This is a genomic window from Ruegeria sp. N10, assembly GCF_056531545.1.
On sequence record NZ_JBQFLY010000034.1, the window covers coordinates 1 to 19371 of the forward strand.

A 19371-nucleotide genomic window follows, 5' to 3' on the forward strand; every position below is an offset into this window, starting at 1 on the left:
AAAACCTCCAAATCTCAAAACATCGTTTCGTATTCCATGATAGCTTGCTAGGGCCATTGCTTCGTAAGGTGAGTCTTCATCCAAGCGCTCACCCACCAGACTTGGGCGCTCAGCGAACCGCCCTTTGACTGTGCCTCCTCCGCTAAACGCAGGTCCTCTTCATCGAGCGTGTTGGTGAACTCACCCGAGATCGAGACGGAGATGGCACCCTGAAGGGCTACTATGCGTACGAATATTGGCCGAAGCTAGGACATCACCTTAACCAACTCAATTTTGGTTGTTCTGACAAAGCCTGGGCAGCTAAGATGGCACCGCGACAAAGCTATACTTATAGCTTTCGCAAATATGCCCAAGAGACAAATCCCTTTAGACCACGCGCACGTTGCAAGGACACGCGGCACCAACGGGTGTCGCCGGTCTGCTCGCAACTGTGAACTCTTAAAGCAGTTCCATTTGGAAGGCCCACTATCACGTTGAACCCTATTCCCGGTCCTGCACGCAGTTTCAGCATATCTCCGTCTTCAACGCCAAAAACCTCGTACTGTCCAAGAGAAGCTGCCGTTGCGGATTGAGTTAAGACAATGGCGCAAATGAAAAATGCCACTAAGGGCAAGAAGATTGCACTTCGCATAACGTTAACCTGCCTGTTTCCTCAACTGCGATCTTAGCGCCTCTGATCATCAAGCGGAACTCCCTGACCGAAGAATGCGCACGTTTAAACCGACTATTAAACTAGGATTCTTAAGTATGCCTTTGGTCAGGTTTGGGCTCGGAATTCATTTCGCTCGACCTGAACGCTTTCCCATCGATTGACAGCTGAGAATATGTTCTTGATATTGGACGAGCGGAGCTCAAGCCAGGAAGGCGTGTTCCGTGGCGAGGAACTAGGCGTTGATCCCTTAGGCTACGCCGGTGAAGAGCAAGAAGCTTTCACAGCCGGTTCTCGATTAATTTCGAAACCAGGACTGTGAAATGAAAACTGATATAAGAAAAATTCGTGATGAAAAGTATGCCGCTCAGGGTGGTCGATGCTTCTACTGCAATCAGCCGATGTGGTCAGGATCACCGCTAAAATTCCAATCCGCCCATTCTGTTTCAGAGCGCAAGGCGCGTTGGTTCCAATGCACAGCGGAACACTTACTTTCTGTTTCGGATGGCGGACCAGACTCTCCAGCAAACATTGTTGCTGCCTGCAAATTTTGCAATCAAAGCCGCCACCGGTCAAAGAAGCCACTATCGCCGGAAGCATACAAGTTAAAAGTGCTGGACCGAATGGAACTGGGTGGCTGGATGCGGTTGAGTTCATAAAATACCGTACCGGCTAGTGGCTTAATCCGACTACCCCGCGAAACTCCATCGCTGCAAAACGTCTCGCGCTTTTGCCATATTTATTGCGTTTGCTATGTCGTTTTGCATTCCTTCAAGTGCCTGATCATCAAGCACAAGCAACTCGCTAAATCCACACGCACTGCAAGTGATATCTTCATTCGAAATTGTACTATCGGAAGAACCGCAACCTGGGCACTTTGCAAGGACATCGTCGTTGAACATTTCGCAACCTCTGGTCAGTTATTTCTAAACTAGGTCGGATGATTGATGTTTCACGGGATCACAGAGCGCAAACTGGTTTTCCATTGAAGCCACTGACTTCTACTTGTCCGTTTTGGTAGCGTGTCAACCCGAATGCAAAACCTGATGATGTTCTGCACCGGGCCGAGGCACAGCTTTATCGGCTCGAGTTATCTACGATAGTCCGGATTGGCGGTGGTTTCTGAAGTCATCAGTTGTTCACTTTCCGAGCGGCCTGCTTCGCGTCGTATTGCTTCCACAGCTCCATATGTCCGTTTTGCCGCGCATTTGCCAGCCACAGCTTTTTTCGAGTGTCGGGCATTTCCATAGACCGGTACTGTCCACCGGAGAATTTTGGCCAGTCTATCGCTAAACCCAGTTTTACCATTTCAGCGGATAGATCACGGCCATCCTCAAGGTAGCACTTTGCAACAGTCCGTCCGTGGGTGTCTTGCTCGGTCACTTCGGCCCTAATTTTTTGACCCTTGCAAAGCGAAACGAGCGCCCATTTCGCCTTCTTTCCATAGGGATGGTTTATCTCGGGAGCATCGACACCAAACAGACGAACCTGTGTTTTCTTAATGACCAGTGTATCGCCATCTACTACGTACGCCGAACCCGTTATTATGGATACGTCGGGTATTGCTAGCGTAAGATCCGGGTCAAAACGCTGTGGTTGCGATGTGCGCTGCCGCTGGTTCGTGGTCAATCTAGGTTTCTCATACACACCTGACTGACTCGACGGAGTAGCCGTATCGCCTGGCCTGTTACTGCGAACTGCCAAATAAACTGCGCCAGCCAAAACCAAACCCAAAACTATCAAGATTTCCACGAGACAGGTCTCCAAAAGTTACGTCAATCAAATTTGTCATACTGGATCATGATCGACCCAAGCACACGTTCGGGTTGATTAGCTAGGGACACTTCACATTCGCTTTAAGAGATGTGATGGATTTACCCGCTAAGCGCGTTCACGCATCGGATAGCGAGGCAGCCGATCTCTACCTATTGATATTCCCAGATTAACAACCTGAAACTCAGTTGGTTCCTATTATTAACGTCTACTAGGACTGGAGGTGCAAGTTGACGGAAACTCACAGAAGATTGGCAGTTTCGCGCAAGCAATCGTTTCGTGACGTCGTGATGTGCAACCCAAGGTGAAAAATCTTAATGAATGATTAAGTAGCGAACTATCGCGTGATGAGTGTGGAGCAAGATGCAGTATGACGGAGAACAGGGATCGCTTGACGGCTGAGGAAGCAAAGGGACTTCGGACAGCAAAAGAACTAGAAGGTCATCTTGCCTGGTTAGATACTTTTACTCCAGCAGCCTTGGGGGTCCTAGCTATTGCGTCTGGCATTTACACCTATCTTGGGGTGTCTTCACTGCTTGAAGACAACGGCGCGGTCTCATTCTTCGCCGCGGTCGCGTACTCAATCGCTGTCTCTGTCGGTATCTTCGTGTTTTGGAGCTATATGCTCCGCCTGTTGCCTTCGATGCGTACGGCTAGTGGATTCATTGGTCTGACGATCTCCACAATTGTTGGCTCTGTCGCCATTATCGCCATGTCCAGCTGGCTTAACGCCGCCGCTCTCGCAGGCTCCGCCGCAGTCGAACAACACTTGGAAAACACAGTCCGAGACTACCAAGCCGCTCTCGAGCAAGCCCATGACATTGCCCTTAGCGGCCAAGCGTTGGGTCGTGAGGTGGAACGCGCCCGCCAGAGTTTTGAAGAACTCGCTGAACTCGAGCAGTCTGGGGACCTTTCAGGCACTGCGGGAAGAGGCGCCGTGTTTCGTGTTCTGACCCAAAAGGCTGAAGAACTAAGAAACCTTGAAGAGCAGATCGCGGCACAGCAGGAACCTATCGAGGAAGCCTTCCAACAAGGAAACGAAATCCTCGCAAAAATGCGCGAGCTTACAGTTGCACCCGGTCCAGTGGATCGGCGCTCGGTTCAGTTTTCTGAGGAAAGCGTGAAGTTGGCAGGTGTGATCTCGCGGCTAAACCAGTACAGCGTGGCACCACTTGTAGCCCGCGCTGCTGAAGACCTGCCATCCTCGGTTGTACTTCCTGAACTTGATGGGCGCAGTTTGGTCGTGTCACGGTTTGATGCCGCTCCTTTGATAGCATTTATTGCAGCAAAGGAGATGAACTATGGGACTGAAACGAACCGACGAGTTTCGCGCTGATGCGGTGCGGATCGCGCTGACCAGCGGACTGACGCGCAAGCAGGTGGCATTTGATCTGGGTGTTGGGCTGTCGACCCTGAACAAATGGATTCTGGCGCACCGCGATACGGATGTTGTCTCTGATAAGGATCTTGACCTTGCCCGCGAGAATGAGCGGCTTCGAAGAGAGAACCGCATTCTCAAGGAGGAGAGGGAGATCCTAAAAAAGGCAACGCAGTTCTTCGCGAGCCTAAAGCCATGAGGTTCAGGTTCATCGAAGAACACCGTGACGCCTTTTGCGCCAAGAGGATGTGTGATGTGCTGGACGTCAGTGCTCGTGGCCTGCGTGCCCATCGCAGCCGCCCGGCCAGCCAAAGACAACGAACCGACATGGTTGTTTTGGCGCACATTAAAGAACAGTCCCGTCTCAGTCTGGGCAGTTATGGTCGGCCACGCATGACCGAGGAACTAAAGGAACTTGGTTTGAATGTCGGGCATCGGCGGGTTGGCCGATTGATGCGTGAAAATGGCATTCGTGTCGAACGGTCGAAGAAATACAAGGTGACAACCGACAGCAACCACGCTTTCAATATCGCACCCAACCTTTTGAACCGGGACTTCTCAGCAGACAAACCCAACCAGAAATGGGCCGGAGACATCAGCTATGTCTGGACCCGCGAAGGATGGTTGTATCTCGCGGTTGTCCTCGACCTGCATTCACGTCGGGTGATCGGCTGGGCCGTCTCGAACCGCATGAAGCGTGATCTGGCAATCCGGGCACTGAACATGGCCATCGCTCTGCGACAGCGGCCGAAAGGCTGTATCCACCACACGGATCGCGGCAGCCAATACTGTTCTCATGACTACCAGAAAATCCTGCGCCGGTATGGGTTCCAGGTATCGATGAGCGGCAAGGGCAATTGTTACGACAACTCCGCCGTCGAGACGTTCTTCAAAACAATCAAAGCCGAGTTAATCTGGCGCAGGTCATGGCCAACACGCCGAGACGCTGAAATGGCCATCTTCCAGTACATCAACGGCTTCTACAATCCGCGCCGACGGCACTCAGCATTGGGTTGGAAAAGTCCGGTCGCATTCGAACGGAAAGTGGCCTAAACGAGCACTTGGGGCGGCACAAAAATGGGACAGGTCCACATTTGAATTTGTGCTGGATATGGTGCTCTGACGACTTAAATGAGCGCAGGCTCCGCATTGCACGGTCTCTTGGACTACAGTTGTCATGGGGTGCGAAACTTCATGCTGGACCTAAATCGACGGTCAAAACCCAACCAACGGCAAGGCCATTGTTAAAACCTGGGATTAGGCGTGTATCGACAGCAATCAGAGAGTAAAATCCCGCTGTCTCCAAGACCCAGACCAGGTTATCCCGTGGAATAGGCTTAAGATCTCCGCAGATACTTGTTTGCCCGCCGTAATTTCTAACGAGAAGAGGGTCACGAAGCAATCTCCGCATCGGGAGGCTTACAAGGTTGGAAGGCTGCGGCGAAAAGGAGCATTTTACGCTTGGGTCGATTGGAAAAGTCTGTCCTTGTCCGAGTAGGCCTCGATATGTCTTTGTACCGTCATCATATTCCACCTCGTCATAGCCGGGCGCAGCATCCTTGGTGATTACATCAATTTTACTCCCCACATAGATACGCGGGGAGTTCGGGTCTATCTGGTCTGGAGCAGTGCTCAAGAGGACATTTCTGGACACATAGAGTTGATATCCCTCACCGCTCTCTGCCTTGGCTCTTTTGTATCCTCGAAGGGTTGCTGCGACGCGCTCATTTCGGGGCGGGTGGGTTGCTGATCCAGTTACGCTTTGAGTTCTTACTTTTCTGGTGGCCTCGTCTTCCGTGGCTCCAAGTTTGGCGAGTACATATCCTGAGAATTCGTCGGCTTCCAATTCGATCTTATGATAGGAGCCCTGGCAATCGAGAGTGTGGCCTTGCAGATGGTGTCCGACCTCATGTCCTAGCACGGCATAAGCCTTCCACTTATCATCGCGAATGCTTTCCACCCAGTCTGGATTGAACAATATGTGACGCCTTTGAAGGGCTTGCGACATTGGCTCAGGACGGATAGCAGCCGCGGCAAATGAAACATCATAAGTAGCAACGACGCGGAAGTTTCTTCGAAGTCCAACAGCATTGACGATATCGTCTACCATGCTTGTCGCTGCATCCACACCAAACCCCATAGGGGCCGCAATTTCAGTGTACTGGAAGCGAGCGCCGCAAGTCTGTTCGATTTGATCTCCTGCATGCACTTGACTGTTTATGCAGCTGGCCAGAATTAGAATGGCAATGGGTAGTCGCATGGAGACCTCATTCGATATGTCAGTTTTCTTTTTGTGTATTCATCTCTTTCACTAGCTCTACCTCTTCAGGGAGCAGCTGATCCTCAGGTATGGGCGCCAATACCATGACGGCCCATTCGGCATCGAAGTCATCTCTGTAGGTGTCCCAGGATATCCATTCCGGCCAGAGGCGATGGTAGTCTCTGTATGCCTCCCAGTGCTCAGCGCCGAGATCGCATTCAGGTAACAATTCATAATGCTCCGGGGTAAGCCAGATGGAAAAGTCCTCGTCGAGCATGCTTTCCTTCAAAAGATCGCAGGAGATGCTGTCAACGACTTGTTGGCGCACAGCGGCCTCGGTGGCCTCATGTGCGGAATAGGCTTCAGGCGTGATATAACCCATCTCCAGGCAATACTGGGCCCTTTCGAATTCCTCTACAGGATCAAATTGCTCAGACTGGTATGGCCCGCCGATGTGCTTGACATAGAGTTCGCAAAACTCGACCCAGATGTTCTCACTGACATCCTTTATGTTCTCGAATGAAAGCAAGGGATTTTCCCAATCTGATTGCCCGGGGATGGGAATGCTGTGTACCCGCTCCAATGCGGCAACCGGATTCGTCAGAATGACCGAGATAGCCACAATCAGCAGAGATGTGCTGTGCCTTCTCAGCATCCTTTCCACCTTACAATCTGCAATCAGCTGGCTTGGGGATATCTCTGAACCAGGGCTCATTTTCTATTTCATATCCGAACGCTGGTTCAGAGTTTTCCAGTGGTCGATTGCAGTGCTTGTTCAGTTGCTCGAGGCGCTCTTCCCAAACAGGGCCGACCATTTCACCTCCGCTTATTTCGAAGTGGCAGTCACTTTCCTCTGGAAACCAATATTCGCCTGGAATTGAATGGACTAGACCCATTTCTGCCGTTGGGCCGCAAAAGTCTGCTGTGAACCATCCCGGCTGCATATCATGTAGTTCACGATATGCGCTCGCTTGTTCGTCGTTAATTTGGCAGTTTTGGAGAATATGGTAATGCTCTTCAAGCCACCATGAATTATCATGTGCATCTAGGTCTGACTTCAAAGTGCTACAGGACACCCCGTCGATTACCGATTGCCGAATATCAGCTTCAGCCTTTCTATGCTTCTGAAGCTGGTATTCCGATACCATTCCTTTTGTTTTGCATCCCGCCAGAACGTATACCTCTAAAAGGTCTCCGCTCGTTCCCGGCCCTCCATATGGATTAAGTGCGTACGGACCTGTCAAGTGCGATACAAGTCCGTTGCAGTATTCAGCATACTCGTCGTCCGAAGCGAATTGCCTACCTTTACCCGGGGCACCCCAAATCTCAAATGGGTGAGGCTCCGGCGATGTTCCTGGTATTTCCTGTGCGAGGACTTGAGTTCCAAGTGATAAAATTGCTGCAAAGATGAATGCGGAGCACTTTTCTCGTTTCGACGACTTAAAAGATTGAGTCATGTTTGCCTCCTACTGAAGAAGAAATATCGCACAGGGGTTCACCAGTCGCTCGGAACCATTCTCAGGCGTCGGCAATCATTTGGTTTGGGGATCAATTTGAACCAAGGCTCTTGCTCAATGGGATAGCTGTATTCTGGCTCTAAATTTTCTGCCAATTTGGCACAAAATTGAGCTATTTCGTCGGCTCTTGCTTCCCAAACTGGGCCAAGCATCTGTCCGTCAGAAACTTGGAAATAGAAGTCACTTTCAGACTCGGTCCAGTACTCTGGAGATATAGCTTCCAGCATAACGACCGACATTTGATCGTCATCCTGTGCTTCAATCCAGCCTGGTTGCATGCCCATCATATCTCGGAGGGCTAAGACTTGAGGTTCGTTCAAGTTGCATCCGATCAGTTTGTCTACATGTTCATCCAGCCAAAGGGAGATATCGTAGGCTTCGAGATCTGCCTTCATGCCCTCGCAGGAGATTTGGTCAGTCACGTACTGCCTGGCCAAAGTTTCAGCTTTGCCATGTTGTTCTAATTGATATCCGGAGATGATCCCCTGGTTCTCACAGCCAGCAAGCGCGTAAAGATCATCATGGATTGAGTAAGGGCCACCCACGTGACTGACCAGTGCAATGCAGTACTCTGCGTACTCATCTCTGGATTCGAATTGCGCCTCTTCACCCCAGATCTCAAAAGGGTGTGGTTCCTGCGAGACGCCCGGAATACTCTCGAATGCCAGCAATTTAGTTGAAGAGAGGATACCTGTTAACCCTACACACACGCCCAAGAGTAGGGTCAGTAGCCGACGAGTTACCAAAGGGATAAAATACTCACGCGACACCATGCACTGTTCCCACAAACAAGAAAACTGAACGTTTGTATGCTAAACAGTGAATTGATTTTTCGCCTCCCATGAATGGGGGAGACTTACCCACGTATAGATTTGTAGTCGGTTTTTTGAGGTACTGTTTTTAGTCGATAGGTGGAGAAAACTGGGCAACCCGCCAAACGAAGTTCACCCTGTTCTTGGATCTCGTCTTGCTGAATATAGATTTCAGATGCGTCTCGGTTGTTGATGGAGCCACATTCATGTCCTCTGCAATCTGAGGCGTGGTGAGCCCTGAAGCCAAGCGTTCTGCTACACCGGTTTCCGTAGGAGTTAACCCATAGGCTTTCGCAAAGGCATTGACCCTCAAGTTTTCGGCAACTGTTCCGTCGATAATTGTCAGCAGACATCCGGACAGATTTCGCTCCAATTCCATATCTGCATCTCTAAGGGGTGAGGCAACAAGAAGAACTGGCTGACCTTTGTTTTCATCTGTCATGGTTATCTCGATGGAACTGGTTACGGATTCACCCAGTGCCGTCTTGGAGACTTCCTCTATTGCCGCCGCTATTTCCTGGGTCACATCTGGATCTTTTACTAGAAGTTTTCCGTCTCGCCCCGTCAGAATTGAGCCGCTTTCCGACATCAACGTTTTAGCTTTTGTGTTTTGAAGGATTACGTGACCACGCCCATCAACCAAGCACACACCCACTTGAAACCTATCCAGAACACTTAGAACCGCATTGTATTTTCTCCTTAGCCCGTCGCCCCAACGGGCAATGTCCAGCGCTTTGTACAAGTGAGGCCCTAGAAGCCTAACAGCCGACAAATCCGCTTTAGGAATTTCGCTCAGATTCCTTGGGTACAAATAAAATACCACAGAGTGCATCAAGGGATCTGATGAAAGGTTCACATACATTTTTCGGAAGAAACCATTCTCCCTATTGTGGATTAACTCGGGCCGCTTCGTGAGCCAGTCTAGGTCCCAAATATCAGTATCAAGGACTGGTTCGCCAACCATGGCATTGTTCATGTACCGAACACCTACGTCATCATATCCAGTGTTTCCTGGGTGTCCGAATTTCTCATTGTACTCCTTCAAGACAGGAATAAGCGCAACAGAAGCCGAACATCCACCTTGTGTCGTGAATTCCAAGTCTTGTTGTATCGGTTGTGCGTGAAACACAGAATAGAGCGCGCTTGTATGCGCCTTGCAGCCATCCATTGCCTCAGTCCAAGCGCGAGGCGCGTAGGCGGCATCATAGATTTTCAGCAGGGTTTTCGAGAAAGAACTCAGTTCACGCATTCGAATTCAACAGCAATTGCATCTACATCAGTATTAATAAGTATGAATACACTTAGCAGTATTGCAAATGTAATGACGTTGACGGACATGCCCGTCAAATGCGGCAATGGTTACAAACTGACCGGCTCGGAGTGGCGATTGTGCGGCAATGCCTGCCAATGCAAACCGCCCAATACATCGCGCTAGCCAAAACCAAACCCAAGAACGTCAAGACTGTCACGAGACAGGCCTCCAAAAGTCAGGTAGGTCAAAATGGTGGCGCTGGATCGGGGTCGGCTCAAGCACATATTCGTGTTGATTTGCTATGCACAGCTCTTATTGCTCAAAGTGATGTGTCTGACCTTCTCCCGGGCGATTGCGGGTGTATCTTGGCACCAATTTCGGTTTCATAGTTAAATTCGTGTTATCGGGAACGCAGTCACAAAGACCATGTAAAAAATTGATTTAAAACACAAAATCAATTGGTCAAAGTTCTCAGCCACTCTGCCGAGACTACGGGGTGGCCTATACAACGGTATCCAGACAGTAAATGATTGATCACCGGGTGCGGATTAACATGTTGTTTTAGATGTGAATTTTTGTGCGCTGTTCTTGCCGTGAGGAAGGCGCAGGTGAAAGCACGAGCTGACTGTTCCTAATAACACGTCAAGCGTTCCTAATAGCACGAATAACGCGCTGGGATGGTCACCTTAGCCCGACCAAAGCAAGCGCTTTCTGCAATTCAGGGGCACCTCAGGGCCCTCCAAAGGTTGGAAATGAAGATCCTGCGGACGTGGGCTAGATGCGATGGGTCCAAAACCAATAATCTTGGCCGGTTGTTTGTCAGGTATTGATTTCGAAGGATGGGCTTCGACCGGTTTTTCAGGCTCAAAGGGTGTAACCTTCGCCCCTTCCCGTACTTTCTCCCATTTCTTGTCCGAAAGCTTCACGACAGATGAGGACTTGCGGATCGAAACCAAGGCCTCCTCTGGGTTCGAGAGGCCTTTATTATATACAGACTCATCTGCGCCTCGCCGCGCCGGCTCGCTCCTATTATCTTTACAAGGACAAGCCGAGTCAGTTCTGCTGGTTTCGTTCTCCGTTCGTTTCAGGCGGCGTTGAACCAGGCCCAACGAAACGCCCAGCTCAGCTGCGACACCCCTTTGGGACAGACCCTTCTTTTCCATGAGTGCCTTAATCGCCCTGCCCTCAGCAGCATATTGCGCGGCCTTCTCTTCAAGGGAGATCGGAGCTGTAAGTTGACCACGCTCCAGGGCCTTACGAGTGCGATCACGTTCACGACGGATATTCGTCGAGATCAACACGCGCAGATTCCAACTGCGCATCTCTGCATCTGAAATCCTGAACAGGTCTATGAGACGCTTAGCTGAAAACGAGTAGTTCAGGACCGTGCGCCCCTGGGAGCCCTCCTTAGCTCCCCATTTTGTCTTTGCCTTGAGAGCTTCGGCATCGCCCTCACCCGCCAACAGTCCGGAATTGACAGCGTGCTGGGCCCGCATCCTCTTATATGCCGGCGCCATAGCCTTGGCTGTGGCCATCCCCTTCAGGCCGATCTCGAGACCCTTTGCGACGATTTCATCGGTGAACGCTTTCATATTGGCCGGGCGAACAAGCACAAGCTTTGCTGAAACCCACGCGAAGAGCCAACGATTTCGATTGCCGCGTGGGATATGCCCTCCACCCCACTTCAATTTATGAATCTTTTCAAGATCCTCGACCGAAGTGCGGGCATAACTGTGGCGACCTTTGTGCTGAGGAAGCGTGGCCGACTTTTTGGTAAGAAAAACAACGCTGTGTCTGTAAGCCTCGGTAGCGGCCTTGCGTTCTGCATTGATGCGTTTGAACTCTAATCCACACTCGATGTATTGGCGCATGCATAGGTCGCGATACACATCTGATGACATAGGCAGGATCTCATCACATAGCTTATTAAAGTCGTGCTCATAGGGCCGTCCTCCCTGCCCCGGGCGAGCCCAGAGAGGTCGGCACATCGCGCCACTTTTCGTGTTGATCGAACCAGGCACCCTCAATACGCGGCTAGGATCTGCAACGGCTGTGTCCGGCATGACATCTGCAAGCATATTGCGCAGGCGCTCCATTGTCAGGCGCCAACGCCTGATTTTGTTGGCACCCTTGATTGGCTTGACGTACCAGGTGGCACAGACACCGCGGCCCGTGAAAAAGACGGCCGATGGCAAGGGTATGTTTCTCTGCTCACAGGCTGCCAAAATAAACGCGGCAACCTGATCAGCGTCCATATTGTGATTGGTCAGCAGGTCATCAACATCGAGATACAGGGCCCGGATGATGTCGACGTTATCCTCGCATCTCCGCCAAGGCATAATCTTTGTGCGATCCTCAACTTGAACACCTTGTTTCGCTTCAGCGCGATACTGGTGAAGCTGCGGTATCCAATACCAGCTGTTACCAATAGGGTTTTGCGAGCAGTAGATATCACCTTCTTTTTCAACGCTGGTCATAACGGCCAGTGCTTTAAAGGCAGCGTCGTCACCCTTGGGATCCAGCAGAGCATCTATCTTGAACGACTTAGTGATCCACTTGCGGTTGGGAGAGACCTTTTCTCTCCAGAACATATCCTGAGCCCGCCAGATTTCGAGTTCTTCCTCAGTGATGCCTTCTTCGAGAATGCGCTCGTAGTTTCGTTCGATTGTGACATAGCTGCTGCCATACCCGGCCTCGATACATGGTCCCCAAAGAATGCGGAAGTAGTCCTCGGGCGTCCATGGAGCCGGGCGATTGTAAACAATCTGCTCCAGGTAGGTTGGATAGGATGGCACGAAGTCAGCATCGATCTGAACCTGTAGCGGGATCAGACTTACGCTTTCATGGATTTGTTCTTTAACCTGGGTCGTTGTTATTAGGCTCGACACACTGGACCGGACACTTTCCGGCCTGCCGCAGTGCTGGTTACAGCACGCGCAAATGGTGGAGCCAGGAGTGGCACATAGTCTGTATTCTGACGACGCAACGCTTGCGTCTTTGAGCTGCTCAAAACAAACATTTTTTTAGAATCCATTTGTTATGCATCAAGACCAGAAACTCGCGGCCGGCGATCTCTACTCCTGAGGCCAACCTAAATTGATCGGCTGAGTGGGAAGTAAGCGATGCCCTTGCTCAAATCAAGAAATATGAGAAGCGATGAGGGCAATTATTAACGAGTTTTTAAGCGTTTAGAGCGAATCGCCCAGAAAAGGAGAGATTAACCCCGAAGACTTGCAACGCGCATCTGAACTGCCATATCTCTCTCATAGGCGGTCCATTGGGCCGCCATCGGACGATAAGAGTCTCCCATTGGACTATATTATTGTTTCGCGGCCCAGGTAGGATCGCTCCAGATTTTCAACTGGAGCGTTTCCTCGTTTTAGAACCCTCAAAAAGGGTGCCCTTCGCGGTCTTTCTATCGTCACACAAGGCAAGTCTTTCCAAGACAAGACTTTACTAAATTTGCTTTTGCCATGGAGTAGTCGCCCTAGGGCGCTCTGTCGGTTTGTTCGGCTTCGACGCAAAAGGGAGCATTTTTGAGCCCCCTGCCCTGCCGCGATTGATCCCCAATCATCCGGTAAACAGTCTGATCGAAGCGGCCTTCTCGGACACAAGTGACCAGGATTTGACCCATCTGTTCGAGAAGGTTCACAGGCCCGAGCAACGTGCAGCCAACCTCATTTGAAAGCGCTTCTCGGTGTGTGTTTCTGGTTGCCAAACTCAACATTTTGCTTACCCGAGCCCTCCACAAAATGGTTACCTAACTCCAGTTTCTGCGTTCTTTTGGAAGAAGTAATGGGGAGAGCAACGCGCTTTTGAGTTTGAAGACCTGACTCAGATGTCAGACATCCGTCCCCTAGTAGAGTTGGACGTCAGACAGGGCGAAGCCGAATGCAATCAAACTACGTCTTTCGTCTACGGTATCTGGCAAACTGAGGTGTTCGAAGGATCAAGTGTAGACTTTTGTAGTTACTGGTTCTGCACTTTTAGAATCTCGGCCTGCAATGCATTTGCCACGTTCGTACGCCCTGCGCCTCGGGTATAATTGCTGCCCATGATTTGATCAACGGCGTCATCAAAACTAACTCTCCCATCAGCGACTTCGTGTGCGTAGACACTAATCTTTTGCTGTTGGTCTCTGGAAACCTTGTAGTCAGTTATACCCAGTTCCACTCCGACTTCGCCGCCTTGTTGTATGGTGTTACTTATTGCACCCCCAACACCTGGGTGAGTCGTCACTCCCGTCGCTCTATGTTTGGCAATAGCCGCGCCAGCCTCCAGAAATATCTCAATGAATGAATGGGAGTTTTCCAAAAAACGCGAGAAACCGCGTTCGCTACGTGAGTCCATGCGGGTAATATCTTCATCGCTTGGTGCTGCAATGCTGCTTGTTGTGAAGAGCAAAAACACTGCGAAGGAAGTTAAAAGGAGTTTGCGGGTCTCAAGCATTTGTCTCACTCCTTGCGATTATGTTTTGCAGAAACTGGTATCCATCTTGCTCAATAATCGGCAATGCAAACTTCTTAGCATGTGAGTAATCGTGGTAGCGAAGAGGTAAATCCGTAGCCTCCTCGTCGAGTAAGAATTCAGCAGCTTGCATCCCGGTTTTTCGGCAATCCCCGAGTGATTTGTTTATTATTTGGTTCTCGGTGAGACCATCAGAACCATTCATACGCGCGCCCGCCGACATCGACAAACAATCTGCGTAAATCTTGAGCGCGCCTTCAAAGCTACCGGCAGAAGGGGGAGACTTTGCGACTGGATCTTCCAATGTGGAATTGCATGCCGCGAGCAAAAAAATGAGCAACAATGCGAGATACTTCACGCTAACCTCTTAACAAAAGAAACGTCCGGGACACTACGACCTTCGGCCCCGAAAATCAATACTTGGGGTCTTTATCAAACGCCCAACTGATTTGACATGAAGTCGTATGCCTATTCTCACCAGCACGGTAGCGGCAACAAACGTCCCATGCTGGTGGCAGCCACAACAACAAAAGATATTTAAAGTCGCCAGTCACCCCAAAGTGAACTTCGGCCAGATTTTAGTACTAAATCGCAACTGTTGATCAGCGGGGTGTCCGCGTCAGGGTGGCATTGGACTTTTGGACGGAGGGAGCTTTAAGATCGATTTACGTAGTGGCCCTATTTGATTCAAACGTGACAAATCCGCGACAAGGAGTACATGTTGGAAGATCACGTGTTTTTCTAAGGAGCATTAGTTTGCGGAGAAATAGGATTTGGGCATGTCTAGTAGGGTTGGTTCTTGCGCCCCTTTGTTCAGGGTTTGCCTACTCAGAGACCTTCTTTTTTAGTGACTATGAAACAGCCTATGAAAGAGTTGAACAATCGAGCTGCTCTGATCTGGAAACTCAGCTAAGCGACAAAAAACTCGAAAGACTGCTCCTCGGCAATCGGCTTCTCGGAATTGATCTGAATTTTTTTGGTAAGTGGAATCAGTCGTTTGAAAGCAGCGGTGAGGCGGTTTTTGAGGGCAGGTATGGGGGTGTAAGGCAATTGTTCCGATTTGTGGATAACCAGCTTTGCTTGAGCGACTTAAAGAACCCGGAGCACTGCGTGATCCTTCTGCCCTGCAAAAACGAACCTGGACTATTTTTGCAACGGTCGATTGGGGGCGATGATCAGTCAATCGTTGCAGTTGTCTCTGATAAGAACACTGCGGATTCATCGACTACAAAAACGCAAGCAACAGATTGCTCCAAAATTGAGAATGACATTGCGCGGCTGGATTGCTTTGACAAAGCCACAAAATCAAATAACTCAGTCACAAGTAGGCTGGAGCCGTCTGACTTCGATGATTTTCTAGACTTGGTGAATTTTCAGGACATTTACACTTACAAAGGACTTTTCCCAAAGGACTGCATGGTTGAATTTCAGCGCTTCCACCCAGACGGGCGAATGCTGTTGCAGACCGTAATCGATTTACGAGATTTGGACATCGAAAACAGTGGGAAGGTACAGGTAAAAGGTGGCCAATACGTCGATTTTGTGGCACATCGAGGCAGCCAGAACTACTACGCTGCCGTAGGTTGGGATCCTTTGAACCTACCCGGTAGAAACGCAGGTCCAACCTACCTGAGATCTATCAAACTCAGAATCGTTCAACATGTCTATGACATTGAAGACGCAGTAAGATTCCTTCTTGCACGCGCTACCGAATGCCAATCTTGAATTCAGTAGAACTCTAAAGCCACATGCATTTTTTGCAGGTTGCCGAGATTTGCAGAGCGATCCAGTCACTGACCAATATGACCATTGTTAAGGAACTGCCCCCTCGGTGATGGATATCTATGAAGCCAAAAAATGGTTTCGACCAAAAGAGATCATCCCGGATCGAGATAGTATGTTATCGCTGTCACCCGATCATCAGCTCGATAGATACTCCTGATTTGAGCGAAAAGGAATCTTCCTGCCTACTGGTGCTGAATTACCGTGGCATGCTTACCCGCCACCCTGCCCTGCCCCTTGGCCGGGTTGTCGAGCGCTCAACAAAAGATCTGATCTTGAATGGAAAAAGCGTCGATATGGATGTCGACACGTTCATCAAAAAATTGAACGACATGACCCGAACCGAAGGAATCGTCCTCCTAGAGTGTGCCGAAGCCAATATTGCGCAACTACGCAGGATGGAAGGCAAGCCCGATCAGATGTCGACGACCAAGAACGGGCGTTGACACGACTCATAGTCGTGAATATCCAAGTACGACTATGGCCAAGAACCGCAATCATATCCGACTGCCGCGAATACCGTCGTAAACGACAGGTAGCCCACAAGCGTGGGAGGCAGCATGGGTATGCAGGCGGGGCTTATATCCCTGTAGCTCCAGATTAGAGTGCACGACTGGGTTCGAGTCCCAGGCCTCCTACCAATCACAGGAGGAGTCCGACATGTCGTATAGTGTTTCGAACGCAATTGATTTCAACGACATCAAGCAATCGGTCGAGGAGAGCCTCGGACGCACATCCGAAGGCTGGGCCGGCTTGGTTACGCCGCTCTTTTCAGAGATCAAACACTACTGCGATCAGCAACAGCTGCCCTACCCCGGCATTCTCCAGATCAAAGAGAAATTCGGCGAGCTCCGCATCTATCATCGTAGTGATGATCGACACATCCAGTCGATGATCGCTGCGACGATTGCGCGTGCAAATCGTACCTGTGAGCGATGCTCAAACGCTGCTGAAACCCAGCTGTTGGACGGCTGGTACACGACACTTTGCTGCTGGTGCGCACATGATGTCGCGAGCAAGCGCCATCCGGAACGGAGGAGACTGTTTGGCGTTCGGAAAAAGCCCATTCGGGATCGAATGACCTGCTCGACCTGCGGTTATCTCGGCCAGATCGACCGATCTGATGACTACGGACGTTGTCCTGCTTGCGTGAAGAAAGAGTGGCGAGATGCTCAAAGTAATTGTCTATGTGAATGAAAACGAGGTTGCCCGGGCACATGCTGGGAATGTCAGCGACGATCTTGACGGACCCTGCGACTACGAAGTGCGCGTGAACGAGAGGGCCTCCGAACACCTCGACATCAAGGAGAAAGCAGTCCGCTTCGAGATCTCACAGCATGATCGCCAGCAGACTGTTTGGGCCTTGGTCGAAAAAATCGCTGCGGCATGGCTTGAGAAGACAGATGCGCGAGAGCCCCGGCCTGAGGCTGATGAGGTGACGCGCGCATTTCTGAAGCTGAAAAAGGACAAGTTTCTCGCCGGGCAAGCACCGCTGGCTGATCCAGTCAGCGCAGAGGAGTTCGACGCGCTCGCTGTTGACGTCGAGATTGATCCACTGACCGCGGCTCTGCTGGCACTGCAAGAAGCGGAGATCGAACTTGGCCGGGCAAAACTATCTGGTCCGATTTCCGCAGATGAGATCAGAGCGCGCAAAGTGCATGAGAGTGACAACGAATTGTTGTCGCAGATCCGGACAAGCATTCGCGAGCTGGATGAGCGCATCGCCATAAAAGAGAATGGCCATGACGAGGACAATTGAGCCAGTTTTCAGCAGGACTGAAGACTCAAGGTTCCTGAAGTTGTCGTTTGCGGTTCACGACAGTGAAAGCAATGTCGCATTCCTAATCTCACCTGAGGATTTCGAAGGTATCGAAGATCTCACCGATGAGGAGATCATGCGTGTTGTTAATGAGAAAGCTGACGCGGTGGCGCAGTTGAAGGATATGTAATGAAAACGGTTGTTGATTGGAATGATATCGACGCGAGCGTTCGGAAGGAGCTTGGAGACCATCGCGCTGGCTGGGCTGACCAACTTGCTATGGTGCTTGAGGATGTGAAGCGCAGCGTTGAGCGCGACCCGGATGTTTTTGGGAGTGAGCTGCCGGATGTCCAACAGATCAAGCAAAAGCTCGGAGGCCTTCGCGTCTACACGCGAAAATGCAATCAAAATATCCGCGACGAACTGGATACGCGGGTGGACGAGATTGAGAAGTCCTGTGAGAAATGTGGGAATGCGGCGCAGTTGCAGAGCATTCAGGGCTATCTGACGACACTTTGCTGCTGGTGTTACAACGACTACCTCGAACAACGGTTTGAAGGGGCTGAGATGAGGTGGCCGACAGATCTCGAGCTCGATATCGCAGATCGCTTTCCAGATCTAGTCAGCGCAGATACTGCGAGCCTTAAGCCGAACATTGGCCCAGGCTGGCTTGTGCCACTTGGACGGTTTCTCCAGGCTACAGTACATGTAGTCCGGAAAGCTTTCGTCGAACCAGTTGTCGTGCAAATCACCGACGTGAAGACGAACCGAAATGGCTCAATCGACATCGTTTTTAGCAGATACGATCTGAGCCTCCCCAACTGAACTGGTCCACCGTTATGTTTAGGAAACGGAGGACCAAGAATGGCAAACAAGAGACCGAAGCCTGAAGAGATTGTCTCGAAGTTACGGCAGGTTGAAGTTCTGATGGGGCAAGGCATGTCCCGACTTGATGCGATCAGGCAGATCGGCGTTGTTGAACAGACCTATTACCGCTGGCGAAAGAAGTACGGGGGAATGGGCGTAGACCAGTTGAAGGAACTGAAACGGCTTCAGAAAGAGAACGAGCGACTGCGGCGCGCGGTTTCTGATCTGACGTTGGACAAACTGATCCTGACGGAAGCCACAAAGGGAAACTACTGAGCCCCGCTCGTCGTCGTGCCTGCATCGATCATGTCCGCAGCCAGCTCAGAGTATCTGAGCGACGCGCCTGCCGCGTGCTGGGACAACATCGATCCACTCAACGACGCATCCCAAGAGGCCGCGCGGACGAGGACAGGTTGGTCGCCGACATGATCGAGTTGACCCGACAGTACGGCCGATATGGCTATCGCAGGATCGCTGCGCTGCTGAGAGAGGCTGGATGGTCTGTCAGCGACGGACGGATTGAACGGCTCTGGCGGCGAGAGGGGCTGAAAGTGCCAATGAAACAACCGAAAAAAGGACGGCTCTGGCTGAACGATGGGTCGTGTGTTCGGCTGAGGCCGGAGTATCGCAACCACGTGTGGTCCTATGACTTCGTCCATTGCCGAACCGATGATGGCAAAGCCTTCCGGACGCTGAACATCCTTGATGAGTACAGTCGGGAATGTTTGGCTATCAGGGTCGAGCGGAAGCTGAACTCGACCGATGTGTTGATTTCCGCTGAGAAGTGACCCGGTATTTTCACCGAGATTTGACCCACCTTTGTTTATGTCTCAGCGTTTATGTTGTGGTCAATGT

18 protein-coding genes and 2 pseudogenes are annotated in these 19371 nt (G+C 50.8%); 10 read left to right on the plus strand and 10 right to left on the minus strand.

Annotated elements, in window-relative coordinates; all coding sequences use genetic code 11:
* Positions 1–328: 328 nt before the first annotated feature.
* Positions 329–631 (minus strand): SH3 domain-containing protein, encoded by a 303-nt coding sequence (locus ACR0JI_RS21235; RefSeq protein WP_480496565.1) that lies wholly within the window; start codon positions 629–631, stop codon positions 329–331.
* Between the two features lie 341 nt (positions 632–972).
* Between ACR0JI_RS21235 and ACR0JI_RS21240 the strand changes: the two genes are divergently transcribed.
* Positions 973–1308, plus strand: a complete 336-nt coding sequence (locus tag ACR0JI_RS21240) for an HNH endonuclease (protein WP_480496563.1) — start codon at positions 973–975, stop codon at positions 1306–1308.
* A 472-nt stretch (positions 1309–1780) separates the two neighbouring features.
* Here the strand turns inward: ACR0JI_RS21240 and ACR0JI_RS21245 are convergent, their stop codons facing one another.
* Positions 1781–2278, minus strand: a complete 498-nt coding sequence (locus ACR0JI_RS21245; RefSeq protein WP_480496561.1) for a thermonuclease family protein — start codon at positions 2276–2278, stop codon at positions 1781–1783.
* A gap of 514 nt (positions 2279–2792) precedes the next feature.
* On the opposite strand from ACR0JI_RS21245, the pseudogene ACR0JI_RS21250 reads away from it, so the two are divergent.
* Both ACR0JI_RS21250 and ACR0JI_RS21255 read left to right on the plus strand, forming a co-directional pair.
* Positions 2793–3659, plus strand: a pseudogene (locus ACR0JI_RS21250) (hypothetical protein); the annotation flags it as partial.
* Positions 3660–3723: 64 nt separating this feature from the next.
* Positions 3724–4853 (plus strand): IS3 family transposase gene (locus tag ACR0JI_RS21255; RefSeq protein WP_480496559.1). Its coding sequence is split into 2 segments (ribosomal slippage): positions 3724–3967 and positions 3967–4853, totalling 1131 coding nucleotides; the frame shifts between segments, so codons are not numbered across the junction.
* Positions 4854–4992: 139 nt separating this feature from the next.
* Here the strand turns inward: ACR0JI_RS21255 and ACR0JI_RS21260 are convergent.
* The 8 genes from ACR0JI_RS21260 to ACR0JI_RS21295 all read right to left on the minus strand — a co-directional run bounded on the left by ACR0JI_RS21260 (position 4993) and on the right by ACR0JI_RS21295 (position 14466).
* A complete protein-coding gene (locus tag ACR0JI_RS21260; RefSeq protein WP_480496557.1) occupies positions 4993–6060 on the minus strand; it encodes a M48 family metalloprotease in 1068 nt (355 codons plus the stop codon).
* 19 nt (positions 6061–6079) lie between these two features.
* Positions 6080–6775: a hypothetical protein gene (locus ACR0JI_RS21265; RefSeq protein ID WP_480880415.1), complete on the minus strand. Its 696-nt coding sequence runs from the start codon at positions 6773–6775 to the stop codon at positions 6080–6082.
* The gene (locus ACR0JI_RS21270; RefSeq protein ID WP_480496553.1) at positions 6726–7517 is read right to left on the minus strand and encodes a hypothetical protein; all 792 of its coding nucleotides are present in this window, start codon (positions 7515–7517) and stop codon (positions 6726–6728) included. The genes ACR0JI_RS21265 and ACR0JI_RS21270 overlap by 50 nt, the downstream gene beginning before the upstream one ends.
* 38 nt (positions 7518–7555) lie before the next feature.
* On the minus strand, positions 7556–8350 hold the full coding sequence (locus tag ACR0JI_RS21275) for a hypothetical protein (RefSeq protein WP_480496551.1): 795 nt from the start codon (positions 8348–8350) through the stop codon (positions 7556–7558).
* 127 nt (positions 8351–8477) lie between these two features.
* Positions 8478–9638 carry a helix-turn-helix transcriptional regulator gene (locus tag ACR0JI_RS21280; protein WP_480496549.1) on the minus strand — a complete coding sequence of 387 codons (1161 nt, stop codon included), beginning with the start codon at positions 9636–9638 and terminating at the stop codon, positions 8478–8480.
* 689 nt (positions 9639–10327) lie between these two features.
* On the minus strand, positions 10328–12529 hold the full coding sequence (locus tag ACR0JI_RS21285; RefSeq protein WP_480496547.1) for a hypothetical protein: 2202 nt from the start codon (positions 12527–12529) through the stop codon (positions 10328–10330).
* A gap of 1081 nt (positions 12530–13610) precedes the next feature.
* On the minus strand, positions 13611–14090 hold the full coding sequence (locus tag ACR0JI_RS21290) for a hypothetical protein (protein ID WP_480496545.1): 480 nt from the start codon (positions 14088–14090) through the stop codon (positions 13611–13613).
* On the minus strand, positions 14083–14466 hold the full coding sequence (locus ACR0JI_RS21295; RefSeq protein WP_480496543.1) for a hypothetical protein: 384 nt from the start codon (positions 14464–14466) through the stop codon (positions 14083–14085). The genes ACR0JI_RS21290 and ACR0JI_RS21295 overlap by 8 nt, the downstream gene beginning before the upstream one ends.
* Positions 14467–14900: 434 nt before the next feature.
* On the opposite strand from ACR0JI_RS21295, the gene ACR0JI_RS21300 reads away from it, so the two are divergent.
* The 7 genes and pseudogenes from ACR0JI_RS21300 to ACR0JI_RS21330 all read left to right on the plus strand — a co-directional run.
* Entirely contained in the window at positions 14901–15833 is a 933-nt protein-coding gene (locus ACR0JI_RS21300; RefSeq protein WP_480496541.1) for a hypothetical protein, read from the plus strand.
* A gap of 119 nt (positions 15834–15952) precedes the next feature.
* Positions 15953–16336 (plus strand): hypothetical protein, encoded by a 384-nt coding sequence (locus tag ACR0JI_RS21305; protein WP_480496539.1) that lies wholly within the window; start codon positions 15953–15955, stop codon positions 16334–16336.
* A gap of 214 nt (positions 16337–16550) precedes the next feature.
* The gene (locus ACR0JI_RS21310; protein WP_480496537.1) at positions 16551–17087 is read left to right on the plus strand and encodes a hypothetical protein; all 537 of its coding nucleotides are present in this window, start codon (positions 16551–16553) and stop codon (positions 17085–17087) included.
* Complete coding sequence (locus ACR0JI_RS21315) at positions 17059–17649, plus strand: hypothetical protein (protein WP_480496535.1); 591 nt, start codon at positions 17059–17061, stop codon at positions 17647–17649. The genes ACR0JI_RS21310 and ACR0JI_RS21315 overlap by 29 nt, the downstream gene beginning before the upstream one ends.
* Positions 17633–17839 carry a hypothetical protein gene (locus tag ACR0JI_RS21320; RefSeq protein WP_480496533.1) on the plus strand — a complete coding sequence of 69 codons (207 nt, stop codon included), beginning with the start codon at positions 17633–17635 and terminating at the stop codon, positions 17837–17839. The genes ACR0JI_RS21315 and ACR0JI_RS21320 overlap by 17 nt, the downstream gene beginning before the upstream one ends.
* Positions 17839–18474, plus strand: a complete 636-nt coding sequence (locus ACR0JI_RS21325; RefSeq protein WP_480496531.1) for a hypothetical protein — start codon at positions 17839–17841, stop codon at positions 18472–18474. The genes ACR0JI_RS21320 and ACR0JI_RS21325 overlap by 1 nt, the downstream gene beginning before the upstream one ends.
* A gap of 39 nt (positions 18475–18513) precedes the next feature.
* A pseudogene (locus ACR0JI_RS21330) lies at positions 18514–19286 on the plus strand (IS3 family transposase); the annotation flags it as partial.
* Between the last annotated feature and the right edge of the window lie 85 nt (positions 19287–19371).

Coding starts and splice junctions, on each gene's coding strand:
- ACR0JI_RS21235 (WP_480496565.1), bottom strand. CDS start 631: ATGCGAAGTGCAATCTTCTTGCCCTTAGTGGCATTTTTCATTTGCGCC.
- ACR0JI_RS21240 (WP_480496563.1), top strand. CDS start 973: ATGAAAACTGATATAAGAAAAATTCGTGATGAAAAGTATGCCGCTCAG.
- ACR0JI_RS21260 (WP_480496557.1), bottom strand. CDS start 6,060: ATGCGACTACCCATTGCCATTCTAATTCTGGCCAGCTGCATAAACAGT.
- ACR0JI_RS21265 (WP_480880415.1), bottom strand. CDS start 6,775: ATGAGCCCTGGTTCAGAGATATCCCCAAGCCAGCTGATTGCAGATTGT.
- ACR0JI_RS21270 (WP_480496553.1), bottom strand. CDS start 7,517: ATGACTCAATCTTTTAAGTCGTCGAAACGAGAAAAGTGCTCCGCATTC.
- ACR0JI_RS21275 (WP_480496551.1), bottom strand. CDS start 8,350: ATGGTGTCGCGTGAGTATTTTATCCCTTTGGTAACTCGTCGGCTACTG.
- ACR0JI_RS21280 (WP_480496549.1), bottom strand. CDS start 9,638: ATGCGTGAACTGAGTTCTTTCTCGAAAACCCTGCTGAAAATCTATGAT.
- ACR0JI_RS21290 (WP_480496545.1), bottom strand. CDS start 14,090: ATGCTTGAGACCCGCAAACTCCTTTTAACTTCCTTCGCAGTGTTTTTG.
- ACR0JI_RS21305 (WP_480496539.1), top strand. CDS start 15,953: ATGAAGCCAAAAAATGGTTTCGACCAAAAGAGATCATCCCGGATCGAG.
- ACR0JI_RS21310 (WP_480496537.1), top strand. CDS start 16,551: ATGTCGTATAGTGTTTCGAACGCAATTGATTTCAACGACATCAAGCAA.
- ACR0JI_RS21315 (WP_480496535.1), top strand. CDS start 17,059: ATGCTCAAAGTAATTGTCTATGTGAATGAAAACGAGGTTGCCCGGGCA.
- ACR0JI_RS21320 (WP_480496533.1), top strand. CDS start 17,633: ATGACGAGGACAATTGAGCCAGTTTTCAGCAGGACTGAAGACTCAAGG.
- ACR0JI_RS21325 (WP_480496531.1), top strand. CDS start 17,839: ATGAAAACGGTTGTTGATTGGAATGATATCGACGCGAGCGTTCGGAAG.